Annotated in this window: 14 protein-coding genes; 10 read left to right on the top strand and 4 right to left on the bottom strand. The window is 47.2% G+C overall.

Annotated elements, in window-relative coordinates; all coding sequences use genetic code 11:
* Positions 1-64 precede the first annotated feature (64 nt).
* The 3 genes from HQM11_19595 to HQM11_19585 all read right to left on the bottom strand — a co-directional run bounded on the left by HQM11_19595 (position 65) and on the right by HQM11_19585 (position 4254).
* Positions 65-1372, bottom strand: coding sequence for a PhoH family protein (locus tag HQM11_19595; protein MBF0353240.1), 1308 nt, complete (start codon positions 1370-1372; stop codon positions 65-67).
* Positions 1373-1669: 297 nt separating this feature from the next.
* Positions 1670-2227 (bottom strand): TlpA family protein disulfide reductase, encoded by a 558-nt coding sequence (locus HQM11_19590; protein MBF0353239.1) that lies wholly within the window; start codon positions 2225-2227, stop codon positions 1670-1672.
* 122 nt (positions 2228-2349) lie between these two features.
* A complete protein-coding gene (locus tag HQM11_19585; protein MBF0353238.1) occupies positions 2350-4254 on the bottom strand; it encodes a long-chain-acyl-CoA synthetase in 1905 nt (634 codons plus the stop codon).
* 224 nt (positions 4255-4478) lie between these two features.
* Here HQM11_19585 and HQM11_19580 point away from each other — a divergent pair, with 224 nt between their 5' ends.
* The 9 genes from HQM11_19580 (at position 4479) to maf (ending at position 13286) form a co-directional block, all read left to right on the top strand.
* Entirely contained in the window at positions 4479-4805 is a 327-nt protein-coding gene (locus tag HQM11_19580) for a phosphoribosyl-ATP diphosphatase (protein MBF0353237.1), read from the top strand.
* Between the two features lie 31 nt (positions 4806-4836).
* Positions 4837-5811 carry an NADH:flavin oxidoreductase gene (locus HQM11_19575; GenBank protein ID MBF0353236.1) on the top strand — a complete coding sequence of 325 codons (975 nt, stop codon included), beginning with the start codon at positions 4837-4839 and terminating at the stop codon, positions 5809-5811.
* A 21-nt stretch (positions 5812-5832) separates the two neighbouring features.
* Positions 5833-7296, top strand: coding sequence for a response regulator (locus tag HQM11_19570; GenBank protein MBF0353235.1), 1464 nt, complete (start codon positions 5833-5835; stop codon positions 7294-7296).
* A gap of 262 nt (positions 7297-7558) precedes the next feature.
* A complete protein-coding gene (locus HQM11_19565) occupies positions 7559-7945 on the top strand; it encodes a RidA family protein (protein ID MBF0353234.1) in 387 nt (128 codons plus the stop codon).
* Positions 7946-7959: 14 nt separating this feature from the next.
* The gene (locus tag HQM11_19560; protein ID MBF0353233.1) at positions 7960-9264 is read left to right on the top strand and encodes a homoserine dehydrogenase; all 1305 of its coding nucleotides are present in this window, start codon (positions 7960-7962) and stop codon (positions 9262-9264) included.
* Positions 9265-9447: 183 nt separating this feature from the next.
* Positions 9448-10287, top strand: a complete 840-nt coding sequence (gene mreC / locus HQM11_19555) for a rod shape-determining protein MreC (GenBank protein MBF0353232.1) — start codon at positions 9448-9450, stop codon at positions 10285-10287.
* Positions 10284-10787, top strand: coding sequence for a rod shape-determining protein MreD (gene mreD / locus HQM11_19550; GenBank protein ID MBF0353231.1), 504 nt, complete (start codon positions 10284-10286; stop codon positions 10785-10787). Before mreC ends, mreD begins: the two co-directional genes overlap by 4 nt.
* A complete protein-coding gene (gene mrdA / locus HQM11_19545; GenBank protein MBF0353230.1) occupies positions 10784-12664 on the top strand; it encodes a penicillin-binding protein 2 in 1881 nt (626 codons plus the stop codon). The genes mreD and mrdA overlap by 4 nt, the downstream gene beginning before the upstream one ends.
* Positions 12665-12677: 13 nt before the next feature.
* Positions 12678-13286 (top strand): septum formation protein Maf, encoded by a 609-nt coding sequence (maf, locus tag HQM11_19540; protein MBF0353229.1) that lies wholly within the window; start codon positions 12678-12680, stop codon positions 13284-13286.
* Positions 13287-13807: 521 nt separating this feature from the next.
* Here the strand turns inward: maf and HQM11_19535 are convergent.
* Positions 13808-20287 (bottom strand): alpha-glucosidase, encoded by a 6480-nt coding sequence (locus HQM11_19535; GenBank protein MBF0353228.1) that lies wholly within the window; start codon positions 20285-20287, stop codon positions 13808-13810.
* A 237-nt stretch (positions 20288-20524) separates the two neighbouring features.
* Here HQM11_19535 and HQM11_19530 point away from each other — a divergent pair.
* A partial coding sequence (locus tag HQM11_19530; GenBank protein MBF0353227.1) for an IS66 family transposase occupies positions 20525-21171 on the top strand: 647 nt, incomplete at its 3' end.

Below are 21171 nucleotides of genomic sequence, written 5' to 3'. Positions count from 1 at the left end.
TGAAAAAAATAAAAATTCACCTGTATCAGGTATAAAATCAAGCCTTTCGTCAGAGTGTCAGACACTAAAGGATATTCGCGGCCAGTTCCGCCAGAGAGGAACGCTCACCATTGAGCAGGGTGACATGGCCCGCGAGTTTGTGAGATTTAAAGCGTTCCACCACATAGCTCAATCCGTTTGAGGCCACATTCACATAAGGATTGTCAATTTGATGTGGATCTCCGGTCAAAATAATCTTGGTGCCTTCACCAGCCCGGGTGATGATTGTTTTAATTTCATGCGGGGTCAGGTTTTGAGCCTCGTCCACAATCATATACTGGTGCGGAATGCTTCTTCCCCGAATATAGGTCAGCGGCTCGATCACAAGCACCGATTGATCCAGCAATTCCTGATAGCCTTTGGTGCGGGGTTTGTGCTCCTTGGAAGGTGAGCCGATCAGAAGTTCCAGATTGTCAAAAATTGGTTGCATCCAGGGAGCCAGTTTGTCCTGAATTTCACCGGGTAAATATCCCAGATCGCGGCCCATGGGAAAAATCGGACGGGACACCAGCAATTTATTGTAGAGATTTTCCATCAGTGTCATTTGCAGACCAGCCGCCAGGGCCAACAGTGTTTTTCCGGTTCCAGCCTTTCCCACCATAGTCACAACCGGTATCTCGGGATTCAACAGAAGATCCAGCGCCAGACATTGTTCCGGGTTTCTGGGAGAAGTGCCCCAGACAACATCGTTCTGTGAAACGGCTGTCAAGCCTTGTTCTGCGTCAAACCGCCAAAGTTCAAAATCCTCAGCATCATTTTCATTCACCAGCAAGACCCCTTCATTGGGATGAAAACCGGCTTCATGTTCAAAGATTCGGCCCTTTCTATAGGATTCCAGTTCGCTGTGACAGACTTCATGACGGATGATGCCTTTGTAAAAAATGGACTCAACCGGGTGTTCCTCATAGGGCGCCACCCGGATCCCCAGTGCGTTGGCCCTGACTCTCAGATTGACATCCTGGGTGATCAGCACCAGTGGTTTTCCCTGGGAATGGAGTTGATAAGCCGCGGCCAGCACCTGATTGGATGCGCGATTGAGATCCAGATCACGGAATTCTTCAGTTTTCATTCTGGCGGTGAACATGACTTTGAGGCGACCATTGTTGGGCAAGGTGATGCCTTCTGACAAGTTTCCCAATTGTCGATATTGATCCAGAAGTTGAGACACTTTTCGTGCGTTCCTGCCGGTTTCACTCAGCACTCCCTTGAATTTATCAATTTCCTCAATGACAACAATGGGCAGGACAATTTCCTCTTCGGGGTAGGCGTTGAGTGCGTCAGGATCATAGAGCAACACATTGGTATCAATCACAAATGTCATGTTTTCAGGCATAGAATCACAGGTTCCTTGAGTGTGTTTCAGAAAATATCTCACCAAAAAGAAAACCGTTGCCAGCAAAGCAAACCTGCTGGATAGACGCAATTCAATTTAACGAAAAGTTAATCAGGCAATCCATTTGGGAACGGCAAAAGAATAAGTTGTAAAAGTTTGCTCGTGCCCTACGACCCGTGGGGCACGTTATCCACCAGGCGAAGCTCTGCTTCGCAACCACCGGAGGTGGGTCATGGAACGGTTACGAACGGGACGTGCATAACCAGAAAGTTTCCTATGTTATTTTTTGAACGTTCCTTAGTGTGAATTGAGGAGTTTGCTACGGTTGGAAAAAAATGTTCGGATCTCTGAACTGAACCAGTCTCTGGGGCCGACTGCTCTGGCAAAAACTTCTCCGCCGGGATGAATCAAATACGTGACAGGGATATTTTGCACACCGTACAATTGTGTGATTTGCATTTCCGGGTCAGCGATAAATTTCATGGAGAACGGTTTTTTCTGTAAAAAATTTTGAATTTTTTCGGTGGATTCCCCCATGCCAACGGCCAGAATCACCACCCCCTTGTCTTTGAATTCCTGATTCAGCTTTTCCATGTCGGGAAGTTCTTTCAGACAGGGTCCGCACCACGTGGCCCAAAAATTTAAAAACACGATTTTATCTTTGTAATCGGACAAGTGAACCAACGTTCCATCGGGTAAGGTTCCTTCAAAATTTTCCGCATTGATGGGATATTTGGCAAGTTCGATATTTTGTTTTTTGAGGAGGTTTTGTTCATCGTCTGTGAGCGGTGACGTCTGTGCCCAAAGTACACTGCTCCAACAAAACAGAACCAGTATGGAAAGAAGTTTTTTCATGATTCTCCAGGTTGGCAGGAATCGTAACGTTATTTGGGATTACAGGCATTCACGGTGTGATAAAGGCAAGGTTCCCCGCCTGATGCAGGGAACCAGGATTGTTGTCAGTGAAAGATCCGTGATTAAAAACGGTATTCTTTCTCCTGAATTTCATTATAAATTTTTCGGGTCAGCCTTACATATTTGTCTGTTTTGGGCAACAGAACAAAAATAGGATCCTTGATCAGGCTGAGATCATAACCTTCTTTTTTCAACTGTCCTTTCTGATGTTTGAAAGTTCCAGTGATGGCCAACTCTTCTTGAACCCTGATAAATCGTGGAATCGCATAGGCCGAAAGATTCTGTGTCATCAGCTTCAACAACTCATCCAGATCCAGATCTTTGACAGGGACACTGAGCACCAGTGACGCCATGCCGGCCCGGCCATCGGTTCCGGGGATTTCCACTCCATAAACGGTGGCTTCCGCAACCTGATTGGATACAGTGATGACTTCGGACACCTCAGTGGTTGAGACGTTTTCACCCTGCCAGCGAAAAGTGTCGCCCAAACGATCGGCGAACTGGGCATGTCGAAAGCCCTGATCCTTGAGCAAATCGCCTGAGTTGAACCATACATCACCGGCTTTGAAGACATTGCGCATCAGTTTTTTCTCACTGGCTTCCTTGTTGGTGTAGCCATCAAATCCATATTTTGCGCTGACTTCCCCCAGCAACAAACCAATTTCACCACGTTTGACCTTGATCAGATAACCATCTTCGTCCTTGACGGGTTCATCACGGTCAATGTCATATTTCACAATGGCATAGGGAGCAGGACACAAACCAATGGTTTCGTCCAGGTTCAGCAGATTGACAAAGGCGATGTTGGCTTCACTTGCGGCATAAAATTCATAAACTTCGGTGATTCCGAAACGTTGTTTGAAGCCTTTCCAGATGTCTGGTCGAAGACCGTTACCAATGATTTTGTAGACCGGGTTATTGGCATCATCAGGTTTGACAGGCTGATTCATGAGATACCGGCAAAGTTCGCCGATATAACAAAATGCGGTTGCGTTGAATTTTCGGGTATCATCCCAGAAATTACTGGCACTGAATTTTCTCCGGATCGCAATGGCGGAGCCTCCTGAGGCAGCAGAAGACCAAGCGACGGTCAGCGCGTTGTTGTGATAAAACGGCAGGGATACATAAATGGTGTCTTCCGGTTTCATGGCCAGAGCCGCCATGCCGAAGGCTCCAGCGGCCTTGACCCAGCGGTAATGGGTCATGATGGAGGCTTTGGGAAGTCCAGTGGTGCCTGAAGTGTAAATGTAATAGCAGGGATCTCCCAACTGTACGGTTTTAGTGGTTCCTGGATTGTGAGATGCCATTTCTCTGGTCACGTCTGCCAGATCAATGAACCCTTCGGGTGCGGCATGGTCGCCCTTGTCCTTGACAAAAAACAAGGTACCCTCGCCCGGCTTCAGCTCAGTCTTGACTTCCTGAAACGCTTCCACCAGTTCTTCACCGATCACAAACAATTTCGGATTGCTCAGGGTAAAACTGTGAATCAGCGCATTGCTTCGTTGGGTGGTATTGATCAGGGCGGTGATGGCTCCGATTTTAGCCAGAGCGCCGGTACAAATCAGAATTTCAGGGCGGTTTTCCATAAACACGGTAACAGCATCGCCTTTTTTCAAACCTTTCGAAATGAAATAATGGGCATAGCGGTTGATCGCGGCGTTGAATTCATAATGGGTATAACGTTGTTCTTCAAACAGGAGAGCGGTTCGGTGTGGATATTCCGCGGCATTCCGTTCCAGAAAAGTTCCGATCGACAGGATTTCTGTTTTATCGCTTTTTCCTAAAAATTTTAATCCGGATTTAATAAACGAAAACCTGCGTGCGACGCCCTGTGCTTTATCAGAAATCTCGGGCAAGTGGTCCACAATATTTTTTGCCTGAGTCGTGAGTTCTGGCAGTGAATTCAGGATTTCTCTTGTTTTCGAAGTGATTTCAGGGAGGTGATCGCGCAAATTTGACAGATTCATAATGATCCTTCGGTGCTGTGTTGAAGAGTGATGATTCCGCCGCATTGAATATCAATTCAGTGTGAGAAACCATGTTGTGTTTTCAGACAAAAGTAGTTATCCCTAATTCTTTATAAAAGGGACAGGCAAGGCTCAAAGCCTTGTTGAAGAGCGTATCTTCAATAGACAAATGAAAATTTCAAGTCAACTCTCAACAGGACTGATTTGTTTCAATGAAAGATCCAATGACACCCTCCGGTACATTCGAAAAAATATTTCAGATAATTCTGGAAAGAAAACAGCAAGGGGACACTCAAAATTCGTATGTGGCACGATTGATGGATAAAGGTTTGGATTCCATTTTAAAAAAAGTGGGGGAAGAATCCGCCGAAGTGATCATTGCCGCAAAAAATGGAACGACGAAAGATTGCATCCATGAAGTGACCGATTTATGGTTTCACAGCATGGTGCTGATGGTTCAACTGGGTCTTTCGCTGGAAGATATCGCACAAGAGTTTGAAAAACGGTTTGGACGTTCCGGATTGGAAGAAAAAGCCAGTCGTGGAGCATAGTCTGCTGAATATTAACAAGGGATTATAAAGTATGTTTACATCGTTCAATTTATTGGGAATGGAATTTAAAAACCGTATCCTTGCGTCACCGATGCTTTCGAATCAGGCAAACACGGACGGAACCATCAATGCGGAACTGATCCGGCATTACCTCAGTCTTGCCCGGCAGGGAGTGGGCATGATCATTGTGGAATCGGCCTATGTTGCCCGGCAGGGCAGGGCGCATGTCACCCAACTCGGTATTTCAGATGAAGAACATCTGGACGGACTGGAAAAACTGATCAAAGGCCTGAAAAAAGAAGGCTGTGTTGCCGGTATTCGTCTGGTGCACAGTGGTGCGAAAACATCAGAGGAGATCTGTGGAGAACAACCTGTTGGACCTTCCGTGATCAGCTTTGGCAAAGATTATGATACCAGTCGTGAGTTTGACGAGGGGGACTGTGAGGAAATCCGCTTGTTTTTTACCCATGCCGCAGAACGTGCTGAAGAAGTCGGTTTTGATTTTATTGAAATCAACGCGTCCCAGAACTGGTTACTGGATCAATGCATGTTAACCCGCTTCAACAACCGCGATGATGACTATGGCATCCAGTCCATGCCCACGCGGCTGAAATTGACTACGGATATCATCCAGTCGATCAAACAGCGTGTTTCCAAAAAAATGCCGATCAGTTATTATTTCACCGTGCATGACAAACTGGAAGACAACTACACACTGGAAGACCTGGAAGAAATGATCACGATCCTGGCCAATAGCGGCGTGGATATTTTTCATCCGGTAACCATCCATGTGATGAACAAATTTCTGGAAACGGATCAAAGTTTTCTGGAATGGTTATCAGGGCGCACCAAACAGTGTCTGCTGGCGGAAGGAAACATCAAATCACCACAGGTGCTCAAGGATATTTACGCACTGAAAATCGCTCAGTTTTATGCCATTGACCGGACACTCTTTTCACGCCCGCAATGGTACCAGTTTCTCAGAAAAAAAATGCTTACCATGTGAAACAGGATACCAAAGGATTCCATGACCGTTAAAGTACTCATTACTGATGACAGTCCTTCCATGAGAAGCCTGCTTGCCGAATTTTTGTCACCTCTGGAGGTCGAAATCATTCTGGCAAGCAATGGGGAAGAGTGTGTGGAAAAAGCCTCACACCTGCTTCCGGATCTCATCACGCTGGATATTCAGATGCCCGGGATCAATGGAATCACAACCTGTTCACTCATCAAAAAACTTCCCAATACCAGTCTGATTCCCATCATGATGATCACCTCCGTGGATGATGACGCCACAAAAACCAGAGCTTTTGAAGCCGGGGCCATTGAATATGTCGTCAAGCCCTTTTCGCCTGAATATCTCCGGGAGCGTGTCACGTCCATCCTTCAACCGTCACGTCCACAGCAGTTTCAGTCTGATGAAACTGTTGACATTCAGCGGGTTCTGGTTGCGGAAGACACACGGTCCATCATGGCAATCTACAAATTTTTACTGCCACAGATTCAATGTGAATTGATTCCCTGTGAAGATGGCCAGATTGCATGGAACACACTCCAGAATGAATATAAAACGCTTGATCTGATTGTCAGTGACATCAACATGCCCAACATGAATGGGATTGAATTCGTGACCAAAGTCAGAGGTGATTCCCGGTTTGATCAGATTCCAATCATCATGTCCACCACCGTGAGTGAAACAGAACAGATCAAGAATCTGCTACAGATCGGTGTCAATGACTACATCATCAAACCGTTTTCTCATGAGGAATTCAATGCCCGGGTGAGTTCGCACCTGAGAACACGCCGGCTGATGGAAAATCAGGAAAAACTCAACCATGAACTCCACCAACTCAATGAAGTTCTGGAAGAAAAAGTTCGCCAGCGTACCCGTGAAATCCGGGATGCCAACGTGGATACGATCTTCATGCTGGCTCTTGCCAGTGATGCCAAGGATAAAGATACGGCCAACCATGTACGCCGTGTCAGGTTTTACTCGGAAGCGCTTGCGACAAAACTGGGCTATGATGCCGCTGCCGCGGAAGAAGTTGGCTATTCCAGTATGATGCACGATGTCGGCAAAATTGCGATTCCCGACAACATCCTCAATAAACCCGGCAAATTGACTGACGAAGAATGGGTTGTCATGAGAACGCATACCACTGAAGGTGCTAAAATTCTCGGGGATCGGCCCTTCTTTTTCGCGGCACGCCAAATCGCGAATTTTCACCATGAACGCTATGATGGCACGGGCTACCCCAAAAAATTAAAAGGGGAAGATATCCCTATGGCCGCCCGGATTGTCACTGTGGCCGATGTGTATGACGCGCTGTGTTCTCGCCGGGTCTACAAAGAAGCCTGGGATGAAAGCAAGGTGATCGAGGAACTTCGCAGAAGCGCGGGTTCTCATTTAGATCCTGCGGTTGTAGAGGCTTTTCTCGAACTGGTCGAAAATGGAACCATCGACAAAATTCGCGAACAATTCCCTAATTAACGTGAGTTCGGGATAAGAAACTAAAGCGGATTCAATCCGCATTGACACCCCCCAAGCCCCCTCAAAGGGGGATTCTCTCGGTGGATTGCTTCATAATTCCCCCTTGGAAGGGGGTTAGGGGGATGTCTATTCCAGGATAATTCTTATCCTGAACTCACGTTAACTAGTCGCTGTAGATTAATTACATTACTGGTTGCGGGGCTCCGTCGCTTCCAATTGATGAACGAAACAACTCAATGAGCAAACAGATTTAAGGAAATTTATGTCAGAAAGAACCCCGGTTTTTACCTCAACCGCACCCACTCCGGTAGGTCCCTATTCCCAGGCGATCCGGACGGGTAACCTGTTATTCGTATCAGGTCAGATCGCAATTGATCCGGCAACAGGGAAACTCGTGCTGGAATCGTTTGACGCGCAATGCCGTCAGGTGCTGGAAAACCTGAAGGCTGTCGTGACGGCCGGAAATTCTACCATGGGAAAAGTGCTCAAAGTTACAGTTTTCATGAAGGATTTGCGTCAATTTGAAATGTTCAATCAAATCTATGCCGAATATTTCAATGAGGCCAAACCTGCCCGAAGTTGTGTGGAAGTCAGTGCTTTACCCAAAGGCGTTGACATTGAAATAGAAGCCATAACACTGATTGACTAATTAACAGGAACCCCATGACAAATCGTATTTTTCGTGTCGCCATTGCCGGACTTGGAACAATCGGAAGCGGCGTTGCTGAAGTTTTACTGAAACAAATTGAACAGGGTGCGCCATTTCAACTGGCGGCAATCCTGGAAAAATATCCCGATTCCCCCAACTGCAAGGTGTTGCATGAACAATATCCGTCATTGTTTACCACCGATGCGGACAAAGTCCTTTCGGATCCATCGATCGATATTCTGGTGGAAACCATTGGCGGCAAAACATTCGCCCGTGAACTGATCACCCGTGCGCTGGAAAATGGTAAACATGTGGTCACGGCAAACAAGGATCTGATCGCGTCACATGGAAAAGAACTGCTGGAACTTGCCGGTAAACAACAACGATACCTGCTGTTTGAAGCCAGTGTTGGTGGAGCGATTCCGGTGTTGCGGTTGTTACAGGATTATTTTTATGTCAGGGACATTCAGGAAGTATTGGGGATTGTGAATGGCACCACCAACTATATTCTGAGTAAAATGTCCTCCAAAGGTGTGGGTTTTTCCCAGGCACTCTCGGATGCCCAGCATAAAGGCTATGCCGAACCAGATCCGACCAATGACATCAAAGGCTATGACGCACGTTACAAGCTGGTCATCCTGACATGGCTCATCACAGGCATATGGCTGAATGTAGATGACATTCATGTGGAAGGAATTGACTTTCTGGACGCAGAAGATTTTGATTATGCGGCCCGCATGGACCGGCAAATCAAACTCATTGCCTGTATGAAACAGGAGGCCGGCAATCTACAGGCTTTTGTGTTGCCGTTGCTGGTTCCCAAAAATCATGCGTTGGCCCAAACATCGGGAGCAACCAATATCATTGTGCTCAAAGAAAAGAACGCCAAAGAAATCGCGGTGACCGGACAAGGTGCTGGAAAACTGCCGACAGCGACAGCGATTCTGGCCGATATCTACAAAATCATCCGTTATCCCCATATCGCTGAAATTCCCTATCCGTCGAGTTCACTAAAATTTTTGCCATTTCCGGAATATGAATTCAAACATACCTTGCGACTGGATGTCTATGACCGACCGGGTATTGTGGGGCATATTGGCACGGTTCTGTCACGCTATGGAATTAATATTTACGCGCTGGAACAACTGCCTAAATATCATCAGGTGAACAGGGAAGGTAAACACACTGTCATCTTTACAATTTCACTGGAACCCTGCAAAGAAGAGCTATTGCAAAATGCGGTCAGAGAAATTGAAAACGCGGATTATATCGCTGAGTCTATTGTTATTTTACGGGAACTCCCCGGAGATTTTTCATAAACCTTACAAACCGACCCGGTTAGAAATACCTGGTTTTGCGGAACCTTCAGGCTTCTGTGTCAAACACGGAATGACAACCTTGCAGGAACCTGTGTCATGCTGGACGTGATCCTGCATCCATAGCCTCAAAACGACTGTTTCTAAACCCGGATGGTTTAATTTCTGATTCTGGTCAAACGCACCATGCTGGACCTTATAAAAAAATACAGGCTATTCCTTGCCATTCTGGCCACATTGATCACTCTGCTCGGTTTTTTATTTCAAAGCGGGCAATATTCTGAAAATCCTAAACTTCAAACAGTCTCACATCTCCTGGCTTATCCGGTTCAAATGCTGTTTCATAACAGTGTGAATAGTGTGAATGGTGTGATTCAGTCCTATGTCAATCTGGTGAATCTTCACAAGGAAAATGAACAACTCAAGAATGAAGTCCAGCACCTGAAAGAAGAACTGAACCATTATCTGGAAGAATCCATTCATTATAACAGATTGAAAGTTCAACTCGAATTTGCGGAAGAGAATCCGGAAAAAAAGGTGTTTGCGGAAGTCATTGGGGAATCTGTGGATAATTTCCATCAGGTACTCCTCATCAATCGTGGCTCAGAACATGGTATTCAGCGCAATTTCCCTGTGATTCTGAAAGAAGGTGTTGTGGGACGGATTCAGTCTGTTTCGCCGTATCAGGCTTCTGTGCAACTCATTCTCGACCAGCGAAACCGTTTCCCGGCAATTGTACAGCGGTCAAGAGCAAAAGGCATCGTGTATGGGATCAATGAGGGCCTTGAATTGAGGCGAATTGACCTGCGCGCTGATGTTCAGGTGGGCGACCGTGTGATCACCAATGGCTTGAGCGGTCTGTTTCCCAAAGGACTCCTGGTGGGGATTGTGAACCAGGTGGAACATGAAGAACATGAATTGTTTCAGGTTGCGCGTATCACCCCTGTCGTGGATTTTGACAAGATTGAAGAAGTTTTTGTGATACTGAAAAATACACACACCGCCTCCTTGCTGTCCCGTCAATGATATATTTATTCTGGTTTATCTGTGGAATACTTGGTCTCTGGTTCAATGTGATCCTTAGTGAGTATGTCTCGGTTTTTGGCTTGAAACCCAATATCCTGTTGACCGTCATGCTTGTCATGACGTTGCAGCATCCGGCTTTGTTTTTGGCTTTTCTGGGCATCTTCATGGGAATTACGCTGGATTCGTTTTCACATGGCATGCAGGGAATCTATGGAACTTCTTTTTTTATAACATTGATTCTGACCAGATTTGTGAGTAACGCTTTTTATGAAAAAAATATTTTTTCAACCATGCTTTTTGTCTTTGTACTGTCAGCTTTTGAAGGTGCGGTGAGCCTCTTTCTGTTGGGAATCTTCAATGAAGAGCAATCATGGAGTTTCCTGTTTCTGGGCACCGTTTTACCAGTATCGGGGCTACACACCCTGGTGTCACCGGTTATTTTTCTCGCGCTGATCAAAGGTGAACAGATTTTTCATCTCAATTCCCGTAACGCTCTATGAACATCGATCCGTTACAAGCTGAAGAAATTCAACTATTCCGTAATCGGGCCATTGTCATTGGAATCATCATTGCCCTGTTATTTTCATTGCTGGCCTCCAGACTATGGTTTCTTCAGGTACTCAATGGCAGTCGTTATGCAGAATTTGCCAAGGGTAACAGAATTCGATTGATCCCGCAGGCCGCTCCTCGTGGTGTGCTGTATGACCGCAACGGCGTAGCGCTGGCCTATAATCGTCCGGCATATCAGCTTCAGTTGATTCGTGAAGATACACCAGATCTGGAACTCACCTTGAGAAATCTGTCGGAATCCCTGAAAATTCCTTATGCGTCTCTCCGGAAAAAAGTAGAAGAAAAACAAAATCAGGCGCGTTTTAAACCCATCATTCTCGATGAAGATCTCGATCATAAACGAGCTGTCCTGGTAGAAACCTATCAGGAGGATTTTCCCGGTGTCAGTGTGGTGGTTCAATCGCGTCGCTATTATCCCAACAATAAAATCGCCTCTCATATTTTGGGCTATGTGGGAATTCGGGATGAAAAACAGGAAGAAAAGATGCCTGCCAATAAAAGAACCTCAGGAATGTTTGTCGGAAAATCCGGGGTGGAACTGGTTAAAAATGACACCTTGATCGGTACCGATGGCGGAAAGCAGATTGAGGTGGACCATGTCGGCCGTGAACTGAAGATTCTGAACCGTCCAGTCAATCCAATTCCCGGTGAAGATGCTTATTTGTCCATTGACATTGAAATGCAACAGCTTGTGGATGACACCATGAAAGGCAAAAGTGGCGCTGTCATTGTGATGGACCTGAAATCCGGTGAACTGCTTGCAATGGGCAGTTTTCCCGGATTCAATCCCAATTTATTCGCGGCTGGAATTTCACGCAGAAACTGGAACAGAATGATCAACAATCCGGATAATCCACTGGAAAACAAAGTCATCCAGGGACAATATCCTCCGGGTTCAGCATTCAAGGTGATTACCGCCTATGCCGGACTGGATCAGAAAGTGATCAATGAACACAGCACTTACACCTGTAATGGTTTTTACTACATCAAAGGCCGTCAGACTCCCTTCAAATGCTGGCGATGGAAACTCGGCGGACATGGCACCGTCAACCTCAAGGATGCGATCAAAGGTTCCTGCAACGTATATTTTTATCATGTAGCGCAAGAATTAGGGATTGAAAAATTGCATGATTATGCCCGGAAATTCAAATTGGGAAACACTATCGGACTCCGACTGCCACACGAAAAAGAAGGAATTATCCCCAATGAAGAATGGAAACTCCGGATGCATGGCGAACGTTGGTATGCGGGAGAGACGCCGCCGATTGGCATTGGCCAGGGATATTTGCTGGTAACTCCGTTGCAGATGATGAATGTGGTCAATATCATTGCCAACAATGGCATCTGGATTCCACCCAAGTTGATTCTTGATCAGGAAAATGGTCCGCAACCGCAATCACTGGAGTTCAATCCGAACTATCTGGCGTTGATTCGCGAGGGGATGGAAGCCGCCGTGAATGAAGTCGGTGGTACCGCCCGTGTTGCCCGCTTCTCCAATTTCAAAATTGCGGGAAAAACAGCGACGGTCCAGGTGATCGGGCATACCAATATGAGTAAAAAACTGGAAGAAAGTGAAGAAATTGAAGAAATATACCAGAATCATGCGTGGTTCATTGCTTTTGGTCCGGTAGAAGATCCACAAATTGGAGTGACCGTGCTGGTCGAACATGGTGGTGCCGGTTCAAGTGGCGCCGGGCCGATTGCGCGTAAAATATTTGAGTTTTATATCAATCATCGCTACCACCAGACAGCCTCCACACCTGCCAGTCCTTTTAAAGACCGGTTACAGGCCGCCTTCAACAACTGATCTGAAACGTATCATGTTCCACCAACATCGTCTTCTTTGTCTAGCTTCGACCTCACCCCGTAGAAAAGAATTTCTGGAACGCTACGGGTTGCAATTTGAATGCTGGAAACCTCTGGTGGATGAAACACCTCTGCCTGGAGAATCCGTAGAAAATTATGTAACACGACTGGCTAAAGACAAAGCAACCGATGCGTCTCAGCATTTTCCCGAAGCCATTATTCTTGCCGGTGATACCACCGTTTATCATAACCATGACATCATTGGAAAACCAGAATCCAGAGCGCAGGCGATCCAGATGCTACATCGTTTGAGCGGTGAAATCCATGTGGTTTATTCAGCTTATGCGATCCTTGACGCTAAAACAGGAAAGTGTGTGGAAGGTCTTGTTCAGACCATGGTAAAATTCCGCACCCTGGATGATTCCTGCATTGAAAGCTATGTCAGAACCGGAGATCCGATGGACAAGGCGGGTGCTTATTCACTTCAGGGCTTAGGCGGTTTTCTGGTAGAACGCATTGACGGTTCCTATAACAATGTGATTGGCTTTCCTGTGGAAGAAATTCTGCCCCACCTCATTCAGCATGAATGGCTGTCTTGCAGAATTTTTCCGAGCGTGCCCTGATTCCTTCCGCTTACTGTTCGTAAGCGTTCAGTATTCAGCTTTCAGTGTTTATGCGCCTCAGAAGCATTATGACTCAATATTAGAAAATATCGTTTGGCCTCCAGGCCTTGAGAATTCCTGAAAACTGATAGCTGACGGCTAAACGCTTACAAAAAGTACCTGCACAACTCGAGTTTTTAAGTCAGACAAACTCCTAGAAAAACGCCACGACGGCGGGCTAAGAATGGTTCAACACCGGCGGTCGCCCTGAAAGAATGATCTCCTGCCCCTGTCCCTCAACAGAAACCCATTGATTGCACAATTTGTACATGTAATGTGAGCTATAGTGTTCCAGATAATTATTTCCTGGGAGCGCGGGCGTCCCGCCCGCATTTGGAGGGCATCTTGCCCTCCCTCCGACCAAATTAGTTTTCTGGAATACTATATATCTGGAATTTTTAGGGGTTGGTCATATTTTCGGCCCCAAGTTGTAGGGGTGAACACACAGGATCGCCCTGCTTTTGTGGCTTTTTCCTGCTCTCTCAACGGGCATTCTGGATAAAAGTCAGGGACTGACGACCTTTTTCTGCCGTGACCTTGACGGAACTTCCATCATTCTGTGTTATTTTATTCTCGCGGGCATAAACCCATTTGATCGAATCTATCTTTCCGCCTTCCGCATCAGATGAGTGGGAAGTGTCTTCAAACACCACGCTCAGCACATTGCCTTCAGGTTTGATGGATTCAATCGGAACAGGAAAATGATCCGGTTCGGTGTTCATCCACATATCCCGTATTCCTTTTCCATAAAAACCTCTGCTCAGCCACTGGTCATCACTGAGCCACCGTCCAATCAAAAGTCCATTCAGAAAAATGGTAGCTTTGGCGTTATGGCCTTTGAGTTCCAGTGCCACAGGCGCATGGATCCGGGATGGATCAGGAAAACCGGCATTGTCAAACCGGGTTCTGTACCAGCGCACATCCCCCTTGTTGAGTTTCAGCGGAATGCTTGTTCCTGCCCAGCGGGAATCATCCAACCCGGGCTGATTGAAGCCTTTCTGCTCGCCGCCAAGGTCTCCACGGACAGACCAGTTTCTTAAATAGATTCCCGGAATCATATCACCAACCCTGCCAATTTCTGCAGTACCCGAAAGTCCTTTCATGCTGTCAAATCCCAATGCAGGCATACGCAACTGCGTTGCCGACAGGGTTCCTCTCGGCCACATGAAACTGCCATGACCCCAGATTTCTGTACGGAATGCCAGAACATTGTTTCCAATTTTCAGCCAGGGCGCGATTTCAGGAAATTTGTAGGAACCATTGGCACTGGTACTGTGCAGTTCTGTGCCAAGTGGAACCATGGTGCTGACATAATGCCCATTGACATAAATCCCAACGATATCGCTGGCATGACGGATGAACAACCCACTATTACCCAGAGGCTTTAAAAATGTTTTGCCGGGAATATGATCCAGATCAACTTCTACACGATACCAGGCATGTCCTCTGAGAATACCGTTTTCCTCCAGAAATTTTGGTTCTCCTTCCCAGTGAGTCCAGCTTGAATCATCATAATCCGGCAGGCTTTCATCCAGATCTGATGTTGATTTTCCAGAGGTCAGGGTCTGTGGAAGTTGCGGAAGTTCAACCTTGACCGGTTTTTGATAAACAACTGTGTTTGTTTCAGGATTATACGGCTGAAGGGTGTTGATTCCTTCACGCAACACCAGTGGTCCGGACGCCATCACCATGAATGGACGGTTTTTGGTGTCATGGTCGATGATCACGTTCCACTGGTCTGAACTGGATTGTATGCTGTTTGGATCCACATAATCCACACCGGTCAGCATCATGTCCTGATTGTTCCATTTCTCAAACCAGACTCTTCCGGCTTCATCCTTGGTGGTGATCATGATTTTGAGTTTTTTGCCTGAGGCGTCCTGCAACACCAGAAACTGATTGGGCGTGTAGGCATAACTCAAGGTAATACGATCTGCTGTGTTTTCATTCAGGGTGATGCCGGAATCACGGTATTTGACGTCCCAGACAGAATTCAATTCATTCAGGGACAACTCACCGGTCAGTCCATTTTCACCATAAAGGACAAGCAGGGTGCCGTCATTGAAGGGGCGCAATGTCAGCATGTCGCTGGTTGTGTAATCAATCTGCCCGATCTCAGGCACAGGGTACCCATTGACCAGCACCACAATGTTGTCGGTGGAGGCCTGTGAAAACTGCCCGTCAGAATCATAGCGCTGGAGGGGAATTGTCAGATCGGTGAATCGTGGAAACTGGTAACCGTTCAGCGTGATGCCGTTTTTGTTGATCACCTGTGGATTTCCCGATTGATTGATCAGACTGATGAACTGGATTCCCGGTTCAGGTTCAATCCAGTAATGGATCCGGTCCTGATTTTCACGTGCTCCCAGTTCGGTATTGCTGAGGCTCAACCTGGAATCAGCGTTTTTCACCTGTCCACTGCGATTCGGAATGATGCTTTTGGCCCAGATCGCTTCCACCGTATCAAAAAACATATTGTCACGCCGCATGGCATAAAAGGAATCCCGATGCAATCCGGAAGGACTCACCATGCCGAAAAAATCAACCACATTGTGGAAATAACCCACCTTGGGTTCCACAAACAGATTGGAGACATTCTGCTGATTGACGCTGAAGATCGCATCGGCGGATTTACTGCTCAGCACCGTTGCGTTTTGATATCCGGGGGTCAGGTATCCCATCACATTGAAGGCAAAAATCCCATCCAGTCCGCCGACCAGCAGACGTTTGAGTTTGACAGGATCTCTGTCGGTTTCAGTGGTTCCTGTTGGCATGTTGAGATACACCCCGTTGTGTTTGGACGTATCATGCATGTCTGTCAGCAAATTGTAGCCGATGGCCTCAGGCAACTCTCCACCCAGTCCGTCATACACATTGGGCATGGGAACCACATCGGGAGTGTCGCCCATGTTGGAAAGTTTCCCGTCTCCCGGACAGGTGGTGATCGGCACATCAATGCCGTCAGCCCTGAGCATATCCCGCAGGGAACTGAAATAAGCGGTGACATCAATGTTCTGGAACAGTCCCCGTTCGGGTCCACCCTCATACATAAACGCCTTATCCACTTCGCTGAATATCTTGAACCAGTTGTATTCGTTTTCAATGGCATACAGAATGATGGGTCCACCATTGCTGATGAGATAAGGTTTGATGACGCTGTTCAAGCGGTCATAGTATTTTTCAACATAGTCCAGATAATCCGGATCCTGAGTCCGTAAATTGGGTTTGCCGTCTTCACGGATGTCTTTTTTGGTGGTTTTGGTCAACAACCACGCTGGAACACCGCCGCCATCAATTTCATTGGTGATATACGGCCCCGGCCTGAAATAAACATACAATCCATGTTTTTTGACCAGCTCCAGAAAACGGGTGATGCCGGGATTGTCAAAATTGAATACGCCTTCCTGTGGTTCGGAAAAGTTCCATGACACATACATATCAATCGTGTTCATGCCCATGGCTTTGAAGCGTTTGATACGGTCTTCCCAGGCTTCTTCAGGGATTCTGAACCATTGCAGGGTTCCACCACGCAAAATTTTATACTGTCCATTGATGCGGAATCCACGTTCATCCACTTCGCTCAGTTCAACCGGGGTGTCTGGCCCAAGAATCTTTTCTGCACGCAACGCCGCGACTATTTGAGGACCAATGGTGGACTCCGCCGGATAAAACACCGGGGGTTTGCCCAAGGGCGCAGGCACGTTTCTCAACCAGATTCCTTCATAAGGATTGCCATAGGTTTGCTGATCCCACAAATTCACCCACAGGCCTTTGGGCAGATACACATCGCGGGTGCTGGTGTATTTCTGAACCACAGGCGCAATCATCAGTTCGCTTCCCAGCATGAACTGGATGGTCGCGTCTTTCATATCAGCAAACACAGGATCATCAGGATAATGCAAAAGCGGATGCCGAACCACCGGATAACCTTTGGCGGCGGCTTCCTCAAACAGTTGTTTGCGATAAAATCCGAGGGCTTTATACACTTTGGCAAATCTGCTGAAATGCTGATAGCTGTCTTTGTCGCTGTAAAACTGGGCGTTGGCTTCAGGCTGATTGCCTTCATGGGTACGGAACACAGAAGTGAACGCGTTGGTTTCAATCCATCTCAGCAAGAGGTCTTTTTCCCGTCGGAATCCCTGCCAGCCGATGATCGGTGCCTGGGCGGCCAGTGAGGTGTAACCCCCGATATCGCTATGATTGAGTGTGAGTCCGGAAAAACCGCCACTGAGAAGTCCTTTCACTGAACTGATCAAGCCATCCTGCCCATCCCAGGTGACCATCTGATCGCCTTCCCAGAACATGGATCCGAATTGCGGACTGCGGGTATATCCTGAACGATTGAAATACAGCACCTGATTTTCCAGTCCGGCTTCACGGATGGCTTCACGGTTGAGTTGGGCGAATTCCATGGGGTATCTGTTGTGATAACTCGCGGCTGATTCACCGGAATGCAATTCTGCCTCAAACGGCAGAGCTTCTGAAAAATCTGCCATCCAGCCGCGCAATCCCTTATCCAGCATTTCTGTTTTGATCACCTCTTTCAGCCATTGTCTGGCTTCTGGATTCGTCAGATCGACCATCGCCGCGTCAAAATCGGTATTGGTGACAGCCAGCACATCGCCTGACTCATTATGCACCAGATAATCGTTGTCTTTTGCTTCCTGATACAGATTCCGTTTCACACCGCCTTCACGGGTAGTGGCATCGACCAGAAACGTGTTGATGTATCCCAACACCTGAATGTTTTCCCGGTTCAGATCATCCACCAGTTGTTTCCATCCCGGATAACGGGATTCACTCACTTCCCAGTTCCACCAGAGCTGAGAACCGGCAATGGTTTTTCGTTTTCCAACCCAGTCCTGAACCCAGAATCCGGCGACAGGCGTGTCATTCTGTTTCAGATCATTCAGAACTTTACGGGCAAAATCAGTTCCCCCCTGGATGCCGACAATGGCGCCGTTGTTCACCCATTCAGGGGGTACGGGAAAACGCCCGGTGTATTCGGTGGTCCGTTCAATCAGTTTCAGCATACTGTCACCGTATAACACCTGTCCGGTCATTTGATTCGCAAATAATCGGATCCTGACCTGCGCCGGATTTTCCAGATTAAACACCACATATTCTGTATTTTCGAGCAACACAGACCTGTTCTGACTGGTGATGTATTGAGGCACGCCATAGTAGGTGGTGAACGTATTGCCACCAGCACCTGGCGACGCTATGTTGATCAGATTGCTGATTTCCGTGCGTCCTCGACCCACTCCGCCTTCCTGCGACAGGATTGGAACATTTTGGCCCTTGAGATTGAGATAAGTGAACTGCTCGCCAAATCCATAGAATTTTTCTGCGGGATTGGAATCATAATTCAGTTCGATGTAATTGAAATCCTTGTTTTCAGGAGTGACCGCAAACTGAAGATGCCCCGGTTGAATCTGTTTGAATCGGACCTTGAATGTTTGATGACAGGCCTCGACATCATCCCTGAAACGGCCTGACACCACCAGATCGGCACCTTCGCTCACAATTTTTTCGATGGCTGGCGATTTACAGGTCATCTGAATGTTTTCATCAATGGTGAATGATCCCCGTTTTTCGTGGGCGTTCAACGATGATTTCCCAATGGCCAGAAATTTCAGGGGGTCTGCGCTGAACAGAATTTTTTCTGGAGCCTGCTGATGCCGAATCACAAACGCTACGTTCAGCGAAGGAGTCCAGGTTACCGCAAAATCTCCAACCGCATAAGAGTTCGCATCCAGCACAATGGCTGATTTTTGTGAGTTGGGACCTGTCGTGGAAGTTTTGTTTGTGCCGGTTTCTTTTTCCAGCACAATGATGGTGATGATGGCTTTACCGGTGTCCTGTGAATTGCTGACAGTCATTTCTACTTTATAAACACCGGGCTTGTTTGAGAAAAATGAAGGTTGGGATGTTTTGGTGCCAGTCAACACCGGATCACTTTGCTCAGGTTTTTCAATAATCGCCCACTTGAAATCAACCCCTGAACCATCCGGTGCACTGCCTAAACCATCAATCGACACAGGGAGATCTGGAGGAGTCTGAAGCAGAAAATCTCTTGGCAGCGCCAAAAGTTTTGTCGAAGAATCGCTGGCTGTGGAAGACTGGATCAATGTGCTGGTCGTTGTGGAAAGATAATCAGCGGTTCCTGTTTCGGAGGCTTGAACAGATGCGCCTTTGAGTTCACCAACAGAACCTTCCTGAGTGTAAAGGGTCCCTTCAATATTTCCATTTTGGACATTTCCAGTGATGGTCATCAATATGCCACTGCTGAAAGATGCGGTGTTCAACACGATTTTTCCATTTTCATTCACACGCCCGACAATACGGACTGTGTATTGATCTTTGTCCTTCAAGGTTCCGGCAATTCCCTCATCGGTGATGTCAATGGTTCCGGTTGCGACAATATCCCCGGCTTTCTTGAATTCGACCTGATAGCGTCCGTTATACACCGAGGTTTTCTGGTCAGAGTAGCGGAAGCCATCGAAAGTTCCGTTATAACCGTTGATGGTAAAGCTACCGGTTACCGATCCGTTTTCAGCAATTTGTCCTTCGCCTGTGACAGGCGCATTGGTGTCATTGAGCAGTTTGAGTTCTGAAAATTGCATTTTCCCATCATCCAGAACAAATCCCCTGGCTTTGACAACCTGCCCCTGGGTATCCTGAATGATTCCTTCAAACGCGCCCAGTTCAATGATCAGATCCACAATGGCTGTGACCCGGCCCTGGAAGTGGAAGGCAATGCTGTATTTACCACTGTATTTATCAGAAAGTTCGACGGGTCCGGATGGTTCGACCGTTTTGTTCATACTGTCGGTCTGGATTGCGTCCGGCGTTTGGGGGGGGTCAACCTTTACTGTTTTCTGCTCAAAATCACAGGCAGTGGTGCTCCACAGAAGCATGATGATTGAAATGAGCTGAATGAATGATTTAATGGCTGGCATAACCTCCCCCTTGTTATGAGTTATAATCCGATAAGATGGCTTGAATAAAGACATCCGCATCCTGTTCAAACAGATGGAATCAAGACATGATTAGTTGTGACAAGTCATGGAATAAATGTCCACCTGTTTTATCATATTCACAGGTCGTAGTAGGGGGCAAACACATCTTCTGGTTGCGAAGACAAAAGGTTGTAGGGGCGACCCGCCGGTCTCCCTACCGCCAAACTTCAGGTGCTGGTGCATATTCGTCCCAAGTATGCCTGTAAAACTTGTGAAGGGGTGGACGATCCCGGTCCGACGGTGTCCATGGCTCCGGTTCTTCCACAAATCCTGCCCAAAAGCCGGGTCAGTTCCGGACTGCTGGCGCATATTCTGACGTCCAAATTTGTGGACGCGTTGCCCTTTTATCGTCAGGAAAAGCAGTTTGCCCGTCTGAGCGTGGAATTGTCCAGAACTTCGATGAGTCAATGGGCGATCCATACGGCCAAAGTCTGTGAACCTCTGCTGGCTTTGCTGAAAAACAGTACGCTCTTAGGGCCTTTGATTCAAATGGACGAAACCACACTCCAGGTCTTGAAAGAAGCCGGACGCGCCCCTTCCACAAAATCTTATATCTGGGTGATGCGGGGTGGTACGCGCGCTTGTCCGGTGGTATTCTTTCATTATAGTGAAACCCGGTCGGCCGGGATCGCCAGAGATTTGCTCCAGGGATATCGGGGCGTGGTACAGACCGATGGTTATGCCGGTTACGACTTTCTGGATTTGGAACAAGCCATCATTCATGCGGGTTGCTGGGCTCATTCCCGACGAAAGTTCCATGATGTGCTCAAAGCCATGGGGCAAAAAAACTCTATCAACGGCAAACCGTCAAACGCTCAAACCGC

Source organism: SAR324 cluster bacterium (genome assembly GCA_015232315.1).
Taxonomy (GTDB): domain Bacteria; phylum SAR324; class SAR324; order SAR324; family NAC60-12; genus JADFZZ01.
Note: the sequence above shows the minus strand (reverse complement) of the source record. Positions and strands in the feature narration are given on the sequence as shown.